The sequence below is a fragment of the Psychrobacter pasteurii genome (genome assembly GCF_900162815.1).
GTDB classification, from domain to species: domain Bacteria; phylum Pseudomonadota; class Gammaproteobacteria; order Pseudomonadales; family Moraxellaceae; genus Psychrobacter; species Psychrobacter pasteurii.
The window spans coordinates 25,777-46,106 of record NZ_FUGD01000083.1; the positions used below are offsets into that span (position 1 = coordinate 25,777).

The 20,330-nt window shown below is 43.0% G+C and carries 20 protein-coding genes; 11 read left to right on the top strand and 9 right to left on the bottom strand.

The genetic code is table 11. The features are described from left to right. Positions 1-370 precede the first annotated feature (370 nt). A complete protein-coding gene (locus tag A1232T_RS07120; RefSeq protein WP_077448768.1) occupies positions 371-712 on the top strand; it encodes a hypothetical protein in 342 nt (113 codons plus the stop codon). A 291-nt stretch (positions 713-1,003) separates the two neighbouring features. Here the strand turns inward: A1232T_RS07120 and A1232T_RS07125 are convergent, their stop codons facing one another. From A1232T_RS07125 to rpmI, 5 genes are all read right to left on the bottom strand, one after another. Next, positions 1,004-1,333, bottom strand: coding sequence for an integration host factor subunit alpha (locus A1232T_RS07125; protein WP_077448769.1), 330 nt, complete (start codon positions 1,331-1,333; stop codon positions 1,004-1,006). 227 nt (positions 1,334-1,560) lie between these two features. Continuing rightward, entirely contained in the window at positions 1,561-3,972 is a 2,412-nt protein-coding gene (pheT, locus tag A1232T_RS07130; protein WP_077448770.1) for a phenylalanine--tRNA ligase subunit beta, read from the bottom strand. A 73-nt stretch (positions 3,973-4,045) separates the two neighbouring features. Next, complete coding sequence (gene pheS, locus A1232T_RS07135; protein ID WP_244152408.1) at positions 4,046-5,149, bottom strand: phenylalanine--tRNA ligase subunit alpha; 1,104 nt, start codon at positions 5,147-5,149, stop codon at positions 4,046-4,048. Positions 5,150-5,368: 219 nt separating this feature from the next. Next, positions 5,369-5,725: a 50S ribosomal protein L20 gene (gene rplT, locus A1232T_RS07140; protein ID WP_007394884.1), complete on the bottom strand. Its 357-nt coding sequence runs from the start codon at positions 5,723-5,725 to the stop codon at positions 5,369-5,371. 83 nt (positions 5,726-5,808) lie between these two features. Continuing rightward, complete coding sequence (rpmI, locus tag A1232T_RS07145; protein WP_007394883.1) at positions 5,809-6,006, bottom strand: 50S ribosomal protein L35; 198 nt, start codon at positions 6,004-6,006, stop codon at positions 5,809-5,811. 516 nt (positions 6,007-6,522) lie between these two features. Here rpmI and hisIE point away from each other — a divergent pair. The 6 genes from hisIE (at position 6,523) to A1232T_RS07175 (ending at position 12,217) form a co-directional block, all read left to right on the top strand. Further along, complete coding sequence (gene hisIE, locus A1232T_RS07150; protein WP_077448771.1) at positions 6,523-7,440, top strand: bifunctional phosphoribosyl-AMP cyclohydrolase/phosphoribosyl-ATP diphosphatase HisIE; 918 nt, start codon at positions 6,523-6,525, stop codon at positions 7,438-7,440. 84 nt (positions 7,441-7,524) lie between these two features. Next, the gene (gene tatA / locus A1232T_RS07155) at positions 7,525-7,779 is read left to right on the top strand and encodes a twin-arginine translocase TatA/TatE family subunit (RefSeq protein WP_077448772.1); all 255 of its coding nucleotides are present in this window, start codon (positions 7,525-7,527) and stop codon (positions 7,777-7,779) included. Between the two features lie 54 nt (positions 7,780-7,833). Then, positions 7,834-8,475, top strand: a complete 642-nt coding sequence (gene tatB, locus A1232T_RS07160) for a Sec-independent protein translocase protein TatB (protein WP_077448773.1) — start codon at positions 7,834-7,836, stop codon at positions 8,473-8,475. After that, entirely contained in the window at positions 8,472-9,317 is an 846-nt protein-coding gene (gene tatC, locus A1232T_RS07165; RefSeq protein ID WP_077448774.1) for a twin-arginine translocase subunit TatC, read from the top strand. The genes tatB and tatC overlap by 4 nt, the downstream gene beginning before the upstream one ends. A gap of 317 nt (positions 9,318-9,634) precedes the next feature. Then, positions 9,635-11,149, top strand: coding sequence for a UvrD-helicase domain-containing protein (locus A1232T_RS07170; protein ID WP_077448775.1), 1,515 nt, complete (start codon positions 9,635-9,637; stop codon positions 11,147-11,149). Positions 11,150-11,245: 96 nt separating this feature from the next. Next, positions 11,246-12,217 carry a tRNA dihydrouridine synthase gene (locus tag A1232T_RS07175; RefSeq protein WP_077448776.1) on the top strand — a complete coding sequence of 324 codons (972 nt, stop codon included), beginning with the start codon at positions 11,246-11,248 and terminating at the stop codon, positions 12,215-12,217. 104 nt (positions 12,218-12,321) lie between these two features. Here the strand turns inward: A1232T_RS07175 and A1232T_RS07180 are convergent, their stop codons facing one another. From A1232T_RS07180 to A1232T_RS07190, 3 genes are all read right to left on the bottom strand, one after another. Beyond that, positions 12,322-12,747 (bottom strand): MAPEG family protein, encoded by a 426-nt coding sequence (locus A1232T_RS07180; protein ID WP_077448777.1) that lies wholly within the window; start codon positions 12,745-12,747, stop codon positions 12,322-12,324. Positions 12,748-12,821: 74 nt separating this feature from the next. Then, complete coding sequence (locus tag A1232T_RS07185) at positions 12,822-13,232, bottom strand: OsmC family protein (protein ID WP_425272065.1); 411 nt, start codon at positions 13,230-13,232, stop codon at positions 12,822-12,824. 320 nt (positions 13,233-13,552) lie between these two features. After that, on the bottom strand, positions 13,553-15,568 hold the full coding sequence (locus A1232T_RS07190; protein ID WP_077448779.1) for an autotransporter domain-containing protein: 2,016 nt from the start codon (positions 15,566-15,568) through the stop codon (positions 13,553-13,555). Between the two features lie 469 nt (positions 15,569-16,037). On the opposite strand from A1232T_RS07190, the gene A1232T_RS07195 reads away from it, so the two are divergent. After that, the gene (locus A1232T_RS07195) at positions 16,038-16,559 is read left to right on the top strand and encodes an RNA pyrophosphohydrolase (RefSeq protein WP_077448780.1); all 522 of its coding nucleotides are present in this window, start codon (positions 16,038-16,040) and stop codon (positions 16,557-16,559) included. A 140-nt stretch (positions 16,560-16,699) separates the two neighbouring features. Here A1232T_RS07195 and A1232T_RS07200 read toward each other — a convergent pair whose 3' ends face one another. Further along, positions 16,700-17,572, bottom strand: coding sequence for an NRDE family protein (locus A1232T_RS07200; protein WP_077448781.1), 873 nt, complete (start codon positions 17,570-17,572; stop codon positions 16,700-16,702). Between the two features lie 233 nt (positions 17,573-17,805). Here A1232T_RS07200 and lgt point away from each other — a divergent pair, with 233 nt between their 5' ends. From lgt to A1232T_RS07215, 3 genes are all read left to right on the top strand, one after another. Next, positions 17,806-18,690 (top strand): prolipoprotein diacylglyceryl transferase, encoded by an 885-nt coding sequence (gene lgt, locus A1232T_RS07205; protein WP_077448782.1) that lies wholly within the window; start codon positions 17,806-17,808, stop codon positions 18,688-18,690. A 31-nt stretch (positions 18,691-18,721) separates the two neighbouring features. Then, positions 18,722-19,582: a thymidylate synthase gene (locus A1232T_RS07210; protein ID WP_208606925.1), complete on the top strand. Its 861-nt coding sequence runs from the start codon at positions 18,722-18,724 to the stop codon at positions 19,580-19,582. Between the two features lie 69 nt (positions 19,583-19,651). Further along, on the top strand, positions 19,652-20,233 hold the full coding sequence (locus A1232T_RS07215; protein WP_077448784.1) for a dihydrofolate reductase: 582 nt from the start codon (positions 19,652-19,654) through the stop codon (positions 20,231-20,233). The last annotated feature ends 97 nt before the right edge of the window (positions 20,234-20,330 follow it).

Below are 20,330 nucleotides of genomic sequence, written 5' to 3' on the forward strand. Positions count from 1 at the left end.
ACATTTAGTCACTTTTTACCTAAATTATATTGTAGCTTTTTACAAGTAAATCTATATTATATACAACCATATATGAATAGAGTTTAGAACACCTGCCAATTTTATAAATAGCTATTTTGTATATTTATGGGCTGGGCAGTTGAAACATACTGGTAAACATGTTCCAAGCGTTTCGTTAAAAATTGTATCTAAATATAATGTTTAACCAAATTTACTTTAATTTGTAATATTAGTGATGTATAATCGTTAACGAATTCTGACCCTTCAAAATTATATTTATAGAAAGTTAAATGACAGCAATACTTCCTATTTCTGCGTAGCTTTTTATAAATTGATGTGTCAGTTATATTTCACTTTCTTGGAGAAAATTATGAAACTTAAGCTACTTGCACTTTCAGGCTTAATGGCAGCTACTATGGGTTTAACAGCTTGTGATAGCAACAAAGAAAACGCTGTTGAAGACATCAACGACGCTCAAGAAGAGCTACAAGACGCAGAAGTACAGCTAGAAGAAGCTGCTGCTGAAGGCGAAGAAGTTGCTACTGAGCAAGAAGTTGTTGCTGACACTCAAGAAGCTGCTGCTGAAGCTGAAGTTGTTGCTGCTGACGGCGACGCTGAAGCTGCTGAAGAAGCTGACAACATCGATACTGACGCTGCTGCTAACGAAGCAATGGCTGAAGGCGAAGCTGCTGCTGACGAAGTTGCTCAGTAATTTAGCGATAAAGTTTCTATTGTCTAGTAACACTAACAATAGTACGAAAAAAGAGAGCCTTTGGCTCTCTTTTTTTATTTGTCGAACAGTAGGTAGTTAAGAGTTGTAGATATAAGAACTATAGATAGTTAAATTGAGTTTAGCTTTTAGCTTTTAGCTTTTAGCTTTTAGCTTTTAGCTTTTAGCTTTTAGCTTTTAGCTGCTTATTTAAAAACAAACCAATGACTCATACAAATCTGCTTTATCAGCCTATCCCTAAATCATTGGCGCGCTTTACCACTAAAATTAAGACTATAGCGATTGAGACTGTAGCTGATAGTCCTCTACTTGACGACGTAATTTTTGCCCTGCTTTAAAAGTAACCACTCGGCGAGCTGAGATCTGTACCTCTTCTCCAGTTTTAGGATTACGACCTGGTCTGCTTTTTTTATCTTTTAGAATAAAGTTTCCAAATCCAGAGAGCTTTACGTCTCTACCCTCTACTAAATTATCATAAATTTCATCAAAGAATGAGTCTACTAGCAGCCTTCCTTGCTGTCTTGTAAAACCAAACTTGCCAACCAAATGATCAATGATATCTGCTTTGGTCAACGTCTGTGTTTCTGAGTTTTTTACTGTCATTACGGCTTCCTTATGGTGTAAAACTCTTGAAATGGTCTAAAGAGACCCAGAATTATTATAATTAAAATACCCTTTAAGCTTCCTGCTCGCTAGGCTTCCTCCTAATGCGTCAATTAATATCAACGCAAAATTTAGGACGGGGTGCAATCACCCCTCCTAAAACCAGTTAACCCCTAATTTATAGCGTTAACCGTATCCTACTATAAAAACACCTTTGAGACTAAAGATTAGCTGTCTCTTAGCTGTGCACCATGCTGCTCTTGCAATGCCTCAATGACACGTTGCATAGCTTCATTGACTACGTCATCAGACAAAGTCTGCGCAACGTCTTGCCAAACTAGAGCAAAGGCCACTGAACGCATACCTTCTGGCGTGTGCTCGCCTTGATACACATCAAACAACCAGTGTTGCTGTAACAACGCCCCACCCGCTTCACGAATGGTTTGAGATAAAGCCTGACGTGGAATTTCAGCCTCTACTAGCAAGGCTATATCACGACGCACCTGTGGGAACTTAGAAGGGCTAGCGATACTTTGAGTCACTCGAGCTTCTTCTAAAATAGGGGCTAAAGCCAATTGTGCTACCCAAGTTGTTGGTAAATCAAGCTTTTGTGCCACAGTAGGATGCAGTTGGCCCAACCAGCCCACTACTTTGCCATCAATTAATAATTCAGCACTTTGGCCAGGATGCAAGAAGGCCATTTCACTGCGCTGATAACTGATGCGTGACTCGTCTAAAGTTGAAGGCAGTAATTGTTCTACATCACGCTTTAAGTCAAAGAAGTCCATCGCACGATTGCTGTGGGCCTGCTCTGGATTAATGTCACCGGTAGCTACGATAGCTAGGCTTGGCGTTTGTACCAACTCATCAATCGTAGCACCCACAAAGCTTAGACCGGTTTCGAAGAAGCGAACTCTAGGCTGCTGACGATTCAAGTTATACTGAACACAAGGAATCAAGCTAGACAATAAAGTACGGCGCATAACCGCTAAATCTGCTGAAATAGGGTTGGCCAATGCTAACAAGTTACCCAGCTTTGAATCATCCAAAGCCTTTTCCATTTTTTCATCGCTGAAACTAAAGCTGATGGCTTCCATGTAGCCTGCATCAACCATAGTCAACTTTAAGCGGTGTGTTAAGTCTGCGCTATCGTCGTAACGCATATCAACACCAAGGTTAGGTAAGGTGCTTGGAATATTGTCATAGCCGTAGATACGAGCCACTTCCTCAATCAAATCTTCTTTGATTTCAATATCAAAGCGATGACTTGGTGGCAAACAGCTTAGCACGGTCACGCCGTCTTGTTGCTGCTCTTCTACCTGAATCTCAAGTTGAGTCAATATTTCAATAATACGCTGTTTTTCAATTTCAATGCCAATTACTTCTGACACTTTATGCAGAGGCAATTCGACAGCTGCTCTTTTTGGTAGTTTCTCAAGGTTTTCAACCGCAGTAATATTACCGGCTTTAGCGCTGGCCACACTACTAATTAGGTTAACCGCACGATTTAAAGCCTGCATTGGCAGCTCAAAATCTACCCCACGCTCAAAGCGCTGTGACGCATCGGTATGAAGGCCAAAACGACGGGCACGGCCTGCTATGGCTAACTGATCAAAGAAAGCACTTTCTAAAACAATATTGGTGGTGCTGTCAGTCACACTGCTGCGCATACCACCCATGATACCAGCTAATGCCACAATGCCTTCTTCATCGGCAATAACTAACTCATCGCCTTTAAAGGTAATGGTTTGTTCATTTAGCAGCTCAAGTGTTTCGCCCTCTTTAGCGATACGAACCTGAATACTACCAAACAGCTTATCGCCATCAAACGCATGTAACGGCTGACCAAGCTCTAATAGAACATAGTTGGTCACATCAACTAAGAAGTTATGCAGACGCTGACCACTTTGTAGCAACGCTTTTTGCATCCAATCTGGGGTCTCAACACTGCGATCGATGTCTAAAACAGGCTGCGCTAAATAACGAGGACAAGCGTCAATGGCTTCTACGGTTACCGCTCGTGTGGTATCCACTTCACCTTGTTGTGCCTTGATTTCAGGTGCCGTTACTTGTAGGCCATTGATGACGCCGATTTCACGAGCAACACCGCGCACACTAAAACAATCACCACGGTTTGGTGTGATAGAGATGTCTAATACTTTATTGTCTAGACCAAGGTAGTCACGGATATCCACCCCAATTGGGGCGTCCTCTGGTAGCTCTAGCAGACCATCAACAACGTCTGGTAAGTCAATCTCTGAGGCACCACACAGCATACCTTGTGACTCTACACCACGCAGCTTACTCTTCTTAATTTTAAAACCTTTGCCATCTTCAGTAGGCAACTTGGCACCAATGGTTGCCACTGGCGCACGCATGCCAACTTTGACGTTAGGCGCACCACAAACAATTTGTAAAGGCGCATCGGCATTGATATTAACCTGAGTCACTCGTAGCTTATCTGCATCAGGATGCTGCTCAACGCTGATAACCTCACCCACGACCACGCCACTAAAGTCGGCAGCAACCGCTTCAATATCATCAATCTCAAGGCCTGCCATGGTTAATTGATCGGCCAATGCCTGTGTATCATTGTTGGGATTTACCCACTCGCGTAACCATTGTTCGCTAATTTTCATAGAATTCTCAAAAGGCTGTCAAATTATTATGTCTGTTATTGGTAGAGTATGATTCAAAATAACCGTTTGTGGTTTATCCAAACTGGCGTAAGAATCGCACATCGTTTTGGAAGAACAAACGCAAATCATCAATACCATAATAAAGCATGGCAAAACGCTCGATACCCATACCGAAGGCAAAGCCTGTGTATTTTTCAGAGTCGATACCACAGTTGGTCAATACTTTGGGATGCACCATACCGCAGCCCATAACCTCAAGCCATTTACCGTTATCCGCTAAGATATCTACTTCTGCTGAAGGCTCAGTGAATGGGAAGAATGATGGACGGAAACGTACGGTTAATTGCTTACCAAAGAAGGCTTCTAAAAACTCGTTAATAAGGCCTTTTAACTCTGCAAAAGTGGTGTGCTCAGTCACCATCAAGCCTTCTAGCTGATGGAACATAGGAGAGTGCGTTTGGTCTGAGTCACAGCGGTAGACACGACCTGGACAGATAATACGAATCGGTGGCTCACCTGCTTCCATGGTACGAATTTGTACCGGACTGGTGTGCGTACGCAATAAATAATGTGCATCAAAATAGAAGGTGTCATGCATGGCGCGCGCAGGGTGATGCGACGGAATATTTAGCGCCTCAAAGTTGTAGTAATCACTTTCAACTTCAGGACCTGTTGCCACATTAAAGCCAGCTTGCATAAAGAACTGCTGCATGCGCTGAGCGGTCATAGTTACAGGATGCAATTGACCTTTTTGTTGACCACGAGCGGGTAAAGTGATGTCAATACGCTCTGCTTCAAGCTTGGCGTTAAGTGCCGCCTCTTCTAATACTTGCTGCTGGGCATTTAGGCTGTCAGTGATCTGAGTACGTACTTGATGCAACCAGCCACCTTTCGTTTTTCTACTGTCGGCATCGAGTTTACCCATCTGCTTCGACCAACCAGTTAAAGCACTCTTTTTACCGGTGAGTGTCACTCGCATTTGCTGTAAATCTGCAGGGTTAACAATCTCGCCAATCGCAGACTTAGCTGCCTCAGCATAGCCTTGTAACTCGGCTTCGGTTAACTCGCTTAACACATCAGATAAGCTTGGTAGGCTGGCGGTAAGCTCAGCTAAGCTGCGTTTATTGTCAGCAGCATTTGATGTAGGGTCAGTTGATGAAACGTCAGATTGAGTCATGTAAGCATTCTCAGAGTTTGTTAGCTAATGGCAGCCTTAGTGAAGCTTCAGGCACCTAAAATTTAAGGATAGCAAAGTCGGGGCTGCAACTTAAGCGTTTGTATATAATAGTTATAAATGTTCAGTTGCAGTAATTGTAAGCAAATAAAACAAAAAAAGCCATCATATGCGATGGCTTCTTTTATAACGATAATAACTACTTATGCTTAATTTTAATAATTAAGCCAATGCAGCTTTTGCTTTTTCAGTCAATGCAGTGAATGCAGCAGCATCGTGCATAGCGATGTCAGCTAGAACGCGACGATCGATTTCGATATTTGCTTTTTTCAGACCATTGATGAAACGGCTATAGCTTAAACCATTTAAACGTGCACCAGCGTTGATACGAGCGATCCATAGACGACGGAAAGTACGTTTTTTGTTACGACGGTCACGATATGCATATTGGCCAGCTTTAGTTACAGCTTGTACCGCTACGCGATAAACACGTGAACGAGCGCCGTAATAGCCTTTAGCGCGCTTTAAGATTTTTTTGTGACGACGGTTTGCTTGAACACCACGTTTTACACGGGCCATAAGATACTCCTAATAAATTGATTTGCCTGAACTTATACTTTCAATTAAGTTAAATAATATAAGAACAATAAAAATTAAGTGGGTTATAAATAAGGGCACATACGGCGAACCGCAGCTACATCAGCAACATGCACCAGTTTCGTACCACGTAATTGGCGAATACGTTTAGGAGACTTTTTGGTCAGAATGTGGCGTTTGAACGCTTGCTTACGCTTGAAGCCGTTAGCAGTTTTTTTGAAGCGCTTAGCAGCACCACGTTTTGTTTTCATTTTAACTTTCATAAGAACCTCTTATTCTTTGTTGCTAGTCTATGCCATTATCTAAGACTGATAATTGCTGACTTAACAGCCAAGGGAAAACCTGTTCGTCAGTGGGTTTATCTTTCTTTATAAACAGCCATTAAATGCTTATTATAAAGACGATTCCAACACTGCCTTGAGGTGGGAAGCGCGCATTATATCAGATACTAAGCTTTTAACCAACTAAATTCACTCTGTTAAGCCAACTTTAATGCCTACAATTAAAAATATTATCCACGCCTGTAATCTAAACCTTACGCTTTCTCAGCTTTTGTCTATATATCGTCATATCGTACAAATCAGGGCTTGCTATATAATAATGCCGACTGGATTATAAACCTATATACTAAGGCTATATCCTAAAAAGATTGCGCCCCTCTACAGCAGTTACTATGCTCTTTAACAATGAAAAAGGAGTCTGTAAAGGGACCAGATTGAAAAAATTAGAACTTAGCTTTAATTTGACTAGCTTTAACTTGATTAACAGGGTGCTGCCTCATGTCCAACCCCGATACACCAATTACTGATACTAGCGTTAACCTCAATAACAATGCCCCTTGGTTAGATGAAATCACTTTCACCACAGAGGGCCTCATCCCAGCGATTGCTCAAGACAAAGAGACGGGTGAGATTTTAATGATGGCTTGGATGAACCGTGAGTCTTTACAGCTTACGGCACAGACCAAAACAGCGGTTTATTTTTCACGCTCGCGCGGTAAGTTATGGCATAAGGGAGAAAGCTCGGGACATACTCAAATTGTGCACGACATTCATCTAGATTGTGATGCGGATGTGATTGTATTGTCTGTGACTCAAATAGCCGACATTGCTTGTCATACCGGACGTAAATCCTGCTTTTATCGTAAGCTAGACTTAACGTCATCCACCCCTAGTTGGGAGACGGTAGCCCCTGTTCTTAAAGACCCCAATGAGATTTATGGCACTACTGCCTCCCATAAAACGGATGCTATAATAACCACAGAGAATAGTAGCGTAACTGATAACACAGACTCTGCGGCAGCTATTGAAGCCAGCACCGTACTCCAGCACTTAGATGCCGTGATGGCGGAGCGCAAACAAGCCGATGCCAAAAGCTCCTATGTCGCTAGCCTATATGCCAAGGGTATTAATAAGATTTTAGAGAAAGTCGGTGAAGAAGCGGTCGAGACCATCATAGCGGCTAAAGATTTGGCCTTTGCTAGCAACAGCACAGAAGCTGTGGTCGCCACAGATAGTGACATAGGTGAGGAGCATCAAGCTTTAACCGATGACCTTATTTATGAGATTGCTGATGTTTGGTTCCATACAATTGTCACATTAGCTTGGTTTAATATACGGTCTGATCGCGTTTTAGTAGAGCTAGCGAGACGATTTGGCCTGTCGGGTATAGATGAGAAAAATAGCCGTACGCAATAGATATAAGGGTTTTGGGTCTAATTTGAGTCAAAAACCACTGAAGCTTTATCCCTAAATTAATGAGTTAAATAAAAGGACACTATCATGAGCCTATCTCCAATGCAGTTGTTAATTATTCTAGGCATTGCCTTGCTTATTTTCGGTACCTCGAAATTAAAAAACGCAGGTAAAGACTTAGGGGGTGCGGTTAAAGGCTTTAAAGACGCGGTAAAAGATGAAGAAGAAGCCCATGCCAAAGCCAAAAACCAGCCAAAAGTTATCGATCACGAAACCTCTGAAAACTCAGAGGTCAAAGTGACAGTAGAAAAAACAAAGGCTGAAGACACTCATCAATCTTAGTTCTTATTACAGGTGTCTGTGCTATTAAATACAGTGATAGGATATTAAGCGGCTATGTTTAACTTCAGTTTTTATGAGCTTATGGTCTTTGGTATCATTGCGCTCGTCGTTTTGGGTCCCGAAAAGTTACCGCAAGCGATGCGTACGGTAGGTACTTACTATTCTAAGTTCCGCCGTACCATAGGCACTTTGAAGGCTGAAATGGAAGCTGAGCTGGACTTGGCAGAAACTCGCCAATTAATGCAGCAAGAGTTGGCTAAAATCCGTGAGTCAGAAGCTGAGATGCAAAAAGAAATGGCTCAGCTGCGTGGCAGTATCCAAGAGTTTGAGCAACAACAAAACTCACAGCTTAGACAATTACAATCAGGAAAACCTACGGACAACACTGAAGATAAAGAGTGGGTGCATCCTGTTGCTAATGCCAATCCAAATACCGATTATTCTTATGGCTCTGTAAAGGGATCGGACTCATTAACCACTCAAACTACTGACATTGATGACTCTGCTGAAGACCAGCCCGCTGAAGTCTCTGCTCCACAGATGACCCGCCCTTGGGAGAACATGTGGTTTTTATTGGGAGACTACGACCGAGTGCGACGCTTGCCGCCACCGCCCTTTTTACCCAACTATACCGCCAATCCTTTGTTATACACTACAGACACTGGCTCAGCTAAGCCTACTGAGGTCAGACCATGAGTTTATTAAAAAAGAAGAAACAGCGCTTCACCTCTAAAGACACTGACAACCAAAATGACAATGAGGCTATGAACTCCACGGACACAACAGCCAGTGATGACGCTCTGAAAGATATGCCGTTGACTGAGCATTTGGTTGAGCTAAGATCACACCTGATCAAAATTATGGTGGTAGTTGCTGTTATTTTCTTAGGACTGGTGGGTTTCTCGCGCGAGCTGTACGATATTATCTCTGAGCCGCTAGTAGAGATACTGCCCACAGCCTCCACCATGATTGCCATCGATCCAGTGGCTAACTTCATGGCCCCTATTCGGCTGACGTTACTGACTTCCGCCTTCTTTGCGATGCCCTTTATCTTGTATCAAATTTGGGCTTTTGTTGCTCCAGGCTTATATAGGCACGAAAAAAGAATAGCCATTCCTATTTTGCTGTCCTCAATCCTGCTTTTTTATACTGGGGTAGCCTTTGCTTACTTTGTGGTCTTAAAACGAGCGTTGAGCTTCTTGATTACCTTCTCGCCCTCAAGCGTCGTGCCAATGACCGATATCGAAAGCTATCTTAGCTTTGTGACCAAGCTGTTGATGCTGTTTGGGATTACCTTTGAGATACCGGTGGTGGTGCTTATCTTGGTTGTGACGGGTGTCGTATCAGTCGCTACCCTTGCCGATAAAAGACGCTACGTGATTGTCGCTTGCTTTGCGGCAGCTGGGGTAATGTCACCTCCTGATGTGCCTTCTATGTTCTTGTTGGCCGTTCCTATGATTTTATTATTTGAAATCGGTTTGTTTTTGGCCCGTGTTTTGGTGAAAGAAAAGAAAGCAGCTCTTGCTGACAAAGAGTAGCTGGAGCAAAACCTAGCCCCTCTTTAGTCTTCGCTAAATACACCGTTTAAATTTTCAGCGCTCTTTAATCTGCTATAATAACCCTCGACTCCCAGCATCAACTTCTTGTTAATAGCTTGGAGTCCTTATTTATCGCTCCAATTCTATAGCCAAACTTTGGCCCCTATATCTTTTATATTACGCTACAGCTCTATTTACAGGCTCTATTCATCTTCTAAAAGAGAGAATAGACCACTACTTAACCAATGAGCTGTGTCAGCTACCATTGCTTCGTCAATGGTTTTTTTACCCCTCTTTTTTTATCCATAGGTAATAATATGTCTGTAACTGCTTTATCGTCAGCACCCATGCCGGCCTATATGAGTGCTCCGACCGATGAGCAGTTGGCTGCTTTAAACATGGCCATGGATGGTAAGTCCTTTAAAATCGTCGCCTATGCAGGTGCCGGTAAAACCACCACACTAAAGCTTATCGCTGAACGTCTGCGTGGCCGAGGCCTATATTTGGCTTTTAACAAAGGCATTGCTAATGAGGCGAAGCAAAAGTTCCCAGGTCATGTAGATTGTCGCACCTTTCACTCTTTAGCATACCGTCATGTGCCTCGCGATATTACCGCCAAGCTGTCATTACCGCGTTTTTCACCCAAGCGATTGGGCGATGATTTGGGGCTGCGCACTGTCCAAGTACGCCGTCAGATGGAGGGGAAAACCACTTATGTTAATTTAACCCCTGCCCGCCAAGCACGATTTGTCAGTGATGCGGTTAGCAACTTTTGTAGCACTCATGCCAGCTACCCTGCCCCTCGCCATTTGATATTCCCCAGCTGGATTTCGGCATCAGACGAAGAGCAACTGCGTGAGATGCTGTACCCTGCAGTGGAGAAGCGTTGGCAGCAGTCTATAGATGCTAGACACCCAGCGGGCATTGGCCATGATATTTATCTAAAGCTGTGGGCTCTATCAAAGCCTATTATTCCGGCTGACTTTATCTTATTTGATGAAGCCCAAGATGCAGACCCCTTAATGATGGGTATCCTAACTCAGCAGTCGCGTCAGGTCATCTATGTCGGTGACGCCCATCAGCAAATTTATGAATGGCGTGGGGCGGTCAATGCCATGAAAAAGCTCCCTTTACCGCAGACCTTACTGACTCAGTCCTTCCGGTTTGGGGAAGACATCGCCGATGTGGCCAACTTATTTTTAAAAGCGCTACAAGAAGAAGTTCCCTTACGAGGCAATCCCAAGAAGACCTCCAGTACGAACAAAATTTCGACCCATGGTAAAAAAGATGCCATTTTATGCCGGACTAACGCTGCTGCAATGGCACAGCTGTTGTCAGGGCTAAAGAATGGGCACAAGGTCGCCCTACAAGCAGACGCTGATAGAATGCTCAAATTCTGTAAAGCCGCTGAGAGTCTAAAGGCCGGTAAATCTGCCTACGGCGTACCAGAGCTGGCCTATTTTTATAACTGGAGTGATGTTCAAGATTATGCCGAGACCAATGAAGGAAGCGATCTAAAAACCTTGGTTAAGCTGGTCGATGACCATGGTACAGATGTGTTGTCACAGGCCGTAAATAGCTTGACGGATGTACGTGATGCAGACTATGTCATATCTACTGCCCACAAAGCAAAAGGGCTTGAGTGGAATACGGTACAGCTTGATGATGACTTTTATTATGATGTGACTACTCACGGGATAAAGATTAGCCCTGAAGAGCTGCGTTTATTATACGTGGCCTGTACTCGAGCCAAAGACAATCTAGACATTAGTAATATTAGTGACTTAATCTCTGGCTTTAAAAGCGGTAAAAAAGTCATTTATGGCACTTAGCGTTTTGGCGGTGCCTTATCCTAATTATGAGGTAGTAGCTGTATTGGTAAAGATAAGCTATCATGCCTCCTTTATTTCCCCGTCTGTGTAATCGCCATGTCTTTTTCAGCCCAATTTTTCTCAAATCCTGTGCGTCTGCTCGCTCCCATGGAGGGACTGACTGACCCCCTAATGCGTCAAATCCTAACTCAAATTGCTACTGACTTGGGACGACCCTACGATTGGTCTGTGAGCGAATTTATTCGTATTACCCACCATGTGTTACCAGAGCATGTGTTCTATCGCTATGTACCAGAATTAAAAAATAACAGCCGTACAGAAAGTGGCACGCCCATTCATATTCAGCTGTTAGGCAGTAATCCAGAGCTGATGGGCGAAAATGCTCTAGCCGCCGCTGAACTAGGGGCACCGGCAATAGATATCAACTTTGGTTGCCCGGCCAAAACTGTTAACAATCACCGTGGAGGCAGCGTCCTACTCGATGAGCCCCACCTGATGCGTGATATTATCTCTGCCGTACGTGACAAAACCCCCAACCACATCCCAGTGTCTGCCAAAATACGCTTGGGCTATACCGACACCAGTAACCTGCAAGACATTCGAAGTGCCATTGCTGACAGTGGGGCCGACTGGCTGACAATACACGCCCGTACCAAGACTCAAGGCTATAAGCCACCCGCTTATTGGGAAAAAATTATCAGCTTTACTGAACTGCCGATACCTGTGATTGCCAACGGTGAGATTTGGAATCATGATCACGCTCTGCGTTGTAGTGCTCAATCAAATACGCCTCACCTCATGCTAGGCCGAGGCGCAGTGACCCGACCAGATTTGGTGGCCCAAATTGAGAACCCAAACATCATCTTACCCTGGCAATCACTAATTGCTCATCAAATTGCCTTTCTTCAAGGTGAGGCCAAAAGCGACTTAGCGTTAATTGGTCGTTATAAACAGTGGCTAGGTATGCTAAGCAAAGGCTACGTAGAAGCCAAAGAGTTATGGGAAGACATCAAGCGGGTACGTGATAAACAGAGCATTATGGATAAGCTTCAAGCACAAATTGTGTAACCCTCTATTGGTATGACCTTCTACTGAAAACAAAAAAGGAGCTTGATTCGAATCAAGCTCCTTTTTTATTTTGGCTTTCTTTTTATCTTGAGACTATCAAAACTCTAAAAGGCCATTTTTACCGCTAAATAAAACAGCATAAAACAACAAGCCATTGATAATGCCCAAACAATAGAGCGTAAAGTTGGCAAGTTAACGATATAGGCAATGGCATACATCAGACGCAAAGCCACGTACATCACAGCTAGGTAGTTGACTACAATTTGTGGGACAAAAAACAGCATTGCTACGATAACTGACGCCAAAAATATCGGTAAACTCTCGAAGCTATTTTGTTGAGCGGCATTGGCACGCGCTGCCCTACCGGTAAACTTAGCAACCACCTCACGGGGGTGACTGTTGTCTGCCATACCAAACCCGCCTATTGCTTTGGCCAACATAGCCAGCAAAAAAGGTAAAGCACTGGCAATTATCATAGCCCAGATAGCCACATTTGCAGTGTCTGGTATTAAGGCAAAGAACCAACTCATCATATCTTCCTTAGGTTTCGACTTATCATTTACTGCCTATTTATTAGGTTTGCCCTGAAAGCCTTAGCTTTATTTTAACCGGCAACCACTTCAAAGCTATGGGTAACATGCACACCACCGTCTGCTAGCATTTTGCTGGCTGAGCAGTACTTATCTGCAGACAGCGCTACCGCTTTTTCTACTTGTTTTTCTTTGACATCATTACCTGTCACCACGAAATGCAAGTGAATATCGGTATAAACCGCAGGTACTGTATCGGCGCGCACCGCTGACAACTCACAGCGTACATCTTGGATATCCTGACGGCCTTTTTGCAAAATACCGACCACATCATAGCTGGCACAGCCGCCTAGACCCAATAAAACAAGCTCCATAGGACTGGCACCGGCTACTTTATTGGCATCAATATCAACGGTCTTGCCCGAGGGGGCAGTGCCAATAAAGTGTTTTTCTTCTTTCCAAGTCACATCGCCTTGTAGTGGCATGGATTTTGGGTCTAATCTTGGGGTGTCATTGCTCATGCTGCTGTCCTATTTATCTGTTTTACGGTTATTATATTTTTATAATAAGCTGGATTGGTATCTAAACCAAAGTTAATCGTACCATGCTATGGGTGGGATGCAAATATGCTTCAAGTAATCATTGTCTTCAACTTAGCTTATCACTTACCTAACTTGATTTTACTTCTTTCTAATTTCTAAAATAAAAAGGCTGAATAGTTGGCACTATTCAGCCTTAGTCTTGTTTCACTGTAAATTGAGCTGTTAAAGCGTGCTTGAATTGAATTAAATCAAATTACAGCCAGCTACTTAATCAACTCAATAAATACGCTGGTAATATCATCGTCATCGCCTGAGGCATATGACACGCCAGCACTACCAAAGAAGGACTTGAACTGACGAGATAATCCAAGACTAGCCCCAAAGCTGTCATCATCAAAATCCGCTTTTGGCGTTTTAAATGAGATATCAGACAAGGTGTTTAAACGGGCTGTGACCTCTTTATGATTGTCATCTAACTGCTTTTGATAATGAACATCACCGAAGACATTTAACGTATTGCTTAGCTGACTACTGGCTTTGAGGCCTAAAGTACCATAAATGGTATTGTATTTTTGCTTATCAAACTGCATGGCAATCGGATCGTCCGAGGTGCCTTCTTTAATCGCATCAAGCTTCACGCGATTGGCTGTGGCACCAAGATAAGGGGTTAATGTGGTGCCTTTGAGCAACATCGGATAGCCGGCTTGTAGCGACGCATAATAGCGACTGCCATCGACATCAGACTTATAGTTTTGGGTGTAGTTATCTAGGCTCACCTTACGGTTTGTTTCCATATCAATAGTGCTATAACCTAGCGCCCCATTTAGCTGTACTTTGCCTAAATTCTGGCTGTGATAGAGACCTAGACCTAGCTCATCAAACTCAACCTTATCAATGCCGTTACGCTCATTGCTGTCCAATTCTGATTGACTTAGATTGGCGTAAACCCCAGTCATCGCATTCGGTAAGCCGCTATGCGTAAAATCTAGTCCAAATAATAACTGTGCATTTCCACTACTTTCAAATCCAGCTACATCTAGCGAATTGATATTTGCTGATACCCACCCTTCTGGGCTCGTGCTCTGTAGAGTATGGTTTTGGCTTTGACGCTGATTAATATGAGTTTGCAAACGCTCGTTAGTGGCTAAGCCAGACTGTGTCGCAATATGAGGCAGTACGCTCACCTGACCGGGTGCCGTAACTACTGCATTGGCATAGTCTGCAATCATTTTATGAGCACGGCCTGTGGGGTGTATACTGTCGGCAAAGAAGTAGCTGTTATTTGCATTTTCTTTATCTAAATCGTCTCTACCACATTTTAAGGATTCAATATTTCCTTTATCATCCTTATTAGTACATGCTGTACCATTCATATTGCTAAAACCATAAGCCGATGGGTTTTTTGCAACCTTTTGTAATAAACTAAAAGTATCCAATGGGATGACGTTTGCGCCTGTATTTTTAATTCCTTCGTATAATGTCTCATTATAGGTAGTCGCTAGCGTATTTCCTGTTTTCTTAAAAACATCTTTACCCAGCGTTTCTTCTAAGAGCTTATTATCCTTAATCTTCTCATCTGCTTGTATAGTCTCAGGTGTTAGTCCTACATCGGGTATGTTAGGCACTAAAATATACTTTGCACCATTGTTTTTCAAAGTATCAATTATTTTGCGTTGACTCTCAACGGCTGGCAAAACATGATCTTCAATTGCTTTAGCAACTACCTCTTCTTTAGTTACTACTGGTGTACTACCAGTAACTATACTAGTAACTATACCAATAAAACCTTTTTCAATATCGCTAGAAGCGGCAAAAATATCATTAGCTCCCGTCCAAACTGAATACAGCCCTTTTGAATCAACACTGTTATCGGCCAGATAAGTATCTAGCTGAGTTTTAGCAGAATCAACTGTCAACCCCTCTCTTTCGACATCAAGTCCTGCTCGTGCACCACCAATGGCATAGTTATTACCTGATCCATCACCCCCCAAGGTTTGAGCTGTAGAGGTTAAGCCTAGACTTTCAGCAAAAGGTGTGGCCCAAGTATTATCAGGGTTGGTGGTGAACTGTCCCGACTCTTCTTTATCTAATATAGGTTTAAAATACCCCCCATCGGTCAAGCTGTCACCAAAAAAAGTGACACTACTATAGTCACCGGCATGGGCCACGCCCACACTTGATAAAGTAATGGCTAAGATAGCTTTGGATAAAGTCTTTACGGTAGGCGTAAATGAATGGCAATTAGCAGAGGCTAATTGATAAATTTGATGTGCAGACATCTCGACTTCCTTGTCGTTAGTTAAAAGTTAATTATTTTATAAATGAGTCATAACCAGATAGTGAACAAGTGTATACAAAAATCCTAGTATAGGCAATAACTTGAATACCCATTCCTTGGTACTTCTCTATATTATCGCAGTTAGAACACAGCGACTATCCTTTTATTATCCCTCTCTTATTCTGGCTGATACTTTATTGATTTCATTGATATTTATATTTTAAGAGCCATTTTTATTTATTAGAGCAACTAATTGCCAAGTTGCAACCTTCTAGCTAGGCCATGAAACATTTTATATCAAAATATAGTTACCATTTAACGCTAAATACTGGTTTAATATAGGTAATAATTTTCAGTTTGTCTGATTTCTGTTAAACCTAGGCAATTAAAACGATAACAGATAGCCAAAGTTAATTTTGAAATCGCAAATTGATTGTATTTCAACATTTTTAAATTTTAAGGTTTTCGTCATGATTGATGCAGACGGCTTTAGAGCCAATGTCGGTATCATCTTGGCAAATACACAAGGACAAGTTCTATGGGCGAAACGAGTTGGTCATGATTCTTGGCAGTTCCCGCAAGGCGGTATCGATGAGGGAGAAACTCCTCTAGATGCCATGTACCGAGAGCTGTGGGAGGAAGTAGGCTTATATCCTCGACACGTTAAGCTCTTGGCGGCGACTGACAACTGGCTAAGGTATCGCTTGCCTAAACGTTACATACGTCATGGGCAGCATCCTTTGTGTATTGGGCAAAAACAAAAGTGGTTTTTGCTACAGCTAGATGAGCCGAATACCGAACACATCCGCTTTGACACCGCAAAACCAGAATTTGACCATTGGGAATGGGTCAGCTACTGGTATCCGCTGGGTCAAGTGGTTCATTTTAAGCGAGGCGTGTATCGCCGTGCACTGCGAGAGCTGGCACGTGAGTTACCGTTAAAAAAAGAGCTGATTTTACCTGAGACCACAAACCATCTTTTACAGGTTTAAAAGCTAAAGGTTGAATCGTTAAAGTCTTTTTGCTTAATTTGATTTCTATTTTTATATTGTACTGTTTTACTAAAAGAGGCCTGTATCCATAGATACGGGCCTCTTTTTTTTAGACTAATTTTTTAAGCTGCTTTTTCAAGCTAGTCTCTTAAACTATGCTGCGTAACATACTCGCGACTTCGCAGATCAAGCTTGGGTAATCGCTTATCTTGCTGAGCTGAGTCGGCTAATAGAGCTAAAGTCAAAATGCTCTGAGTACGGGTTCCATAGTTAGGCAATTCGGGAGTATCAATACAGATAGAGGATAAAGCCTGCTCTAAAGCCGGCGGCATACCGGTATCAGGTAGCTGCTCATCAGGAGCCTGCAAGGTATCGTTCAATACGTTCCATGCGGCAGGAAGCCAATAGTTGCTGTCCCCTTGATGAAACTCCAAACTCTCACTGATTAAAGGTAGCACTTCTTGGCGCACTCTTCCCCGCAAACGCTCGGATTTGAACCAAGCATCATCAGGCTGACCATTGGAAATAATGTGTAGCCCGCTGTGCAGCGGTGTGGGAGGATAGCCACGATTGTTGACCACCACCGCCTGTTTTTCATCCCCGATAATTAAGTTGAAACCGGCATACGCTTGTAAATCCACTTGCCGAGCATAAGCTAAAGGAGATAAGTCGCTGGTCAAAAACTGGGTTACCAACTCACCCCGAGAGCGTTGATCAGGTTCAGCTTGTACCCCATCTCGAAAGTTCAATACTGCCGCCCAGCGCCCGTTTTGACTGAATATCTTATCTGAATAGTTAGAGCTTTCAGAATGATTAGGCTGTTCAGATTGTAAAGGCTGCTGGTGCATGCCCAACCAAGTCCCACCGCTTTGATCATCACGACCAGCATAGATAGGCAGGTCAGACCATTGGTGTGCCGATGTGGTAGGCCTCTGCAAGAACTCATCCCGATTAGATAATATCACTAAGGGCAGCTCATCAAATAGCTGCCAGGCAATGGCGGCAATACACATAGGTTTTCCTTAATAGACACAGGGGTTGTTGGTAATCCTCTACATTATGGGGCAGTCTCAATTATTTATCCATATTATGACCCCAGTAAGTCAAATCGATGCTCCTTTCGCCAAGAACTTAGTGAAGTGTTACCTAACCCAAATACACTTGTGCAAGTAGTGTGTCAAATAATGTGCTTATGGTGAATTTTTGCTATTATGACGACCATAATATAATCAGGTAGACCTTGCTCATGATGATTCATCCTCAATTCGACCCTGTCGCTTTTTCACTTGGCCCGCTTCAAGTGCACTGGTATGGTTTTATGTATTTGCTCGCCTTTGTTGCCGCCTATGGGCTGGCTTGGTATCGAAGCACCAAGCGTGAAGGCTGGAGTACAGAGATGGTTTCCGACCTGGTATTTTTTGGGGCATTGGGCGTAATTTTAGGTGGCCGAATTGGCTACGTATTTTTATATCAATTTAGTGAACTACTCGAAAACCCAATGTACCTGTTCAGAGTCTGGGAAGGGGGCATGTCGTTCCATGGTGGCTTTATAGGCGTTGCCTTAGCCATGATTTACTTTGCTAAAAAATACAAAAAGCCTATCTTTAACGTTTTAGACTTTGTGGTTCCTTGTGTGCCTACTGGCCTGTTATTTGGTCGAATTGGCAACTACATCAATGGGGAGCTTTGGGGCCGTGTCTCAGATGGTGGCTATAACTGGCTTACCTATTTTCCTCAAGCGGTAAACTTCGATGCAGCATTGATTGCCACCAACCCTGCGCTACAAACTTTAATGACTGAAGTAAATGGCAATTACCTGCTACCCCGTCACCCTTCACAGCTGTATGAAGCCTTTGCAGAAGGGTTGTTACTGTTTATTCTGCTGTGGTGGTTCTCATCCAAACCTCGTCCACGCATGGCTGTGAGCGCCTTATTTATGTTGGGCTACGGTATCAGTCGCTTTATTATCGAATTCTTCCGTCAGCCAGATGAAGGCTATGCGCTAATTTTCGGCTGGATGAGTAAAGGCCAGCTTTACACCCTGCCTATGATTATTTTTGGCCTGATATTAATGGTTCTAGCCTATCGCCGTCAGCAATATGACTGGGGCAAATACGCCACTCACTCTTAATTAACCTTTTTAATAATTTGACAGTATGACTATGATAACTACCAAAAATGAAGCCGCTTATCTTGATTTAATCCGCTACGTGCGTGACCACGGTACCGAAAAAGGGGATCGTACTGGTACGGGCACTCGTAGTCATTTTGGCGCCCAGCTACGCTTTGATTTACAAGAAGGTTTCCCTTTATTAACCACCAAAAAAGTACATATGAAATCTATCACTTATGAACTATTTTGGTTTTTAAAAGGCGATACCAACGTCAAATACTTGCAAGACAACAAAGTTCGTATTTGGAATGAGTGGTCCACTGCTGAACAAACCGCTCGCTTTGGCCGTCCTGAAGGCGAGCTTGGCCCAATCTATGGTCATCAGTGGCGTAATTATGGCGCCACTAAAGCTGAAGATGGCAGCTACAATCAAGATGGCGTCGATCAAATTACTGAAGTGATTGAGCAAATCAAAAACAACCCAAACTCTCGTCGTTTGATTGTTTCTGGTTGGAACCCTGCAGAAGCCACCCAAGTTGCTCTGCCCCCTTGTCATACTCTATTCCAATTCTTCGTGGCCGATGGCAAATTGTCTTGTCAGCTATATCAGCGCTCAGCCGATTTATTCTTGGGCGTACCCTTTAATATTGCCAGTTATTCGCTATTAACTCACATGATTGCGCAAGTTTGTGATTTAGAAGTGGGCGAATTTATTTGGACCGGCGGCGATTGTCACTTATATCAAAACCATATTGAGCAGGTAAATGAACAACTGTCTCGTGAAGCTTATGAGTTACCAAGCTTATGGCTAAACCCTGAGATTAAAGATATTTTTGATTTCACCTTTGATGATATCCGTGTTGAAAACTATCAATCACACCCAGCCATTAAGGCACCCGTAGCGGTATAAACCCATAAGTTCAATCCCCGATAAGAGAGTGATAAAAATAATAATTTATTATTGATTAAGGACATTTTTATGAGCTACGCCCATACTCAAGTTGCCCAAATCGCTGCCATTAGCAGCAACCGCTGTATCGGTAAGGGCAACGACTTGCCTTGGCATATCCCCAATGATTTAAAGCACTTTAAAGCCATGACTACTGCCGAGACGGATACTTATGTCGACAGCGGCTTAAAAGGCATTGTGATTATGGGCCGTAAAACCTTTGAATCTATGGGCTCAAAACCACTGCCAAAACGAGTGAACTTCATCATTACTACCCAACTAGATTATGCCCAGAAAAAAGGCTTAGAAGATCTTGAAGATGTGCATGTGGTACACAACTTAGATGATGCACTGACTCATGCAGCTAATGTCGCTCATGGCTTAAAGTTCGAAACTATTTGGGTTATCGGCGGCGAGAAAGTGTTTAAAAACGCATTAATGTTTACTGACCGTATCGAGTTAACTGTGGTTGATACCGTCATTGAAAACGGTGATGCTTTTTATCCTGAAATACCTGAGGGCTTCGAGCTAAGTGCAGAGTCTGAGTCTTTTACCGATGACAACAGTGGCTTGAGCTATAAGTTTGTGACTTATCTTCAGAAAAAAGATTAGTCTGAAGTTGGCTTTTTGCGCTAGTGGATAGCCATACACCCAGTTCAAAGTTAACTCTAGCCTGCTTACTTTAGCAGGCTTTTTTATAGCTGCTATC

Excerpts from the sequence above, each read along its gene's own strand:
- A1232T_RS07120 (WP_077448768.1), top strand. The coding sequence starts at position 371 with ATGAAACTTAAGCTACTTGCACTTTCAGGCTTAATGGCAGCTACTATG.
- A1232T_RS07125 (WP_077448769.1), bottom strand. The coding sequence starts at position 1,333 with ATGACAGTAAAAAACTCAGAAACACAGACGTTGACCAAAGCAGATATC.
- pheT (WP_077448770.1), bottom strand. The coding sequence starts at position 3,972 with ATGAAAATTAGCGAACAATGGTTACGCGAGTGGGTAAATCCCAACAAT.
- pheS (WP_244152408.1), bottom strand. The coding sequence starts at position 5,149 with ATGACTCAATCTGACGTTTCATCAACTGACCCTACATCAAATGCTGCT.
- rplT (WP_007394884.1), bottom strand. The coding sequence starts at position 5,725 with ATGGCCCGTGTAAAACGTGGTGTTCAAGCAAACCGTCGTCACAAAAAA.
- rpmI (WP_007394883.1), bottom strand. The coding sequence starts at position 6,006 with ATGAAAGTTAAAATGAAAACAAAACGTGGTGCTGCTAAGCGCTTCAAA.
- hisIE (WP_077448771.1), top strand. The coding sequence starts at position 6,523 with ATGTCCAACCCCGATACACCAATTACTGATACTAGCGTTAACCTCAAT.
- tatA (WP_077448772.1), top strand. The coding sequence starts at position 7,525 with ATGAGCCTATCTCCAATGCAGTTGTTAATTATTCTAGGCATTGCCTTG.
- tatB (WP_077448773.1), top strand. The coding sequence starts at position 7,834 with ATGTTTAACTTCAGTTTTTATGAGCTTATGGTCTTTGGTATCATTGCG.
- tatC (WP_077448774.1), top strand. The coding sequence starts at position 8,472 with ATGAGTTTATTAAAAAAGAAGAAACAGCGCTTCACCTCTAAAGACACT.
- A1232T_RS07170 (WP_077448775.1), top strand. The coding sequence starts at position 9,635 with ATGTCTGTAACTGCTTTATCGTCAGCACCCATGCCGGCCTATATGAGT.
- A1232T_RS07175 (WP_077448776.1), top strand. The coding sequence starts at position 11,246 with ATGTCTTTTTCAGCCCAATTTTTCTCAAATCCTGTGCGTCTGCTCGCT.
- A1232T_RS07180 (WP_077448777.1), bottom strand. The coding sequence starts at position 12,747 with ATGAGTTGGTTCTTTGCCTTAATACCAGACACTGCAAATGTGGCTATC.
- A1232T_RS07185 (WP_425272065.1), bottom strand. The coding sequence starts at position 13,232 with ATGCCACTACAAGGCGATGTGACTTGGAAAGAAGAAAAACACTTTATT.
- A1232T_RS07190 (WP_077448779.1), bottom strand. The coding sequence starts at position 15,568 with ATGTCTGCACATCAAATTTATCAATTAGCCTCTGCTAATTGCCATTCA.
- A1232T_RS07195 (WP_077448780.1), top strand. The coding sequence starts at position 16,038 with ATGATTGATGCAGACGGCTTTAGAGCCAATGTCGGTATCATCTTGGCA.
- A1232T_RS07200 (WP_077448781.1), bottom strand. The coding sequence starts at position 17,572 with ATGTGTATTGCCGCCATTGCCTGGCAGCTATTTGATGAGCTGCCCTTA.
- lgt (WP_077448782.1), top strand. The coding sequence starts at position 17,806 with ATGATGATTCATCCTCAATTCGACCCTGTCGCTTTTTCACTTGGCCCG.
- A1232T_RS07210 (WP_208606925.1), top strand. The coding sequence starts at position 18,722 with ATGATAACTACCAAAAATGAAGCCGCTTATCTTGATTTAATCCGCTAC.
- A1232T_RS07215 (WP_077448784.1), top strand. The coding sequence starts at position 19,652 with ATGAGCTACGCCCATACTCAAGTTGCCCAAATCGCTGCCATTAGCAGC.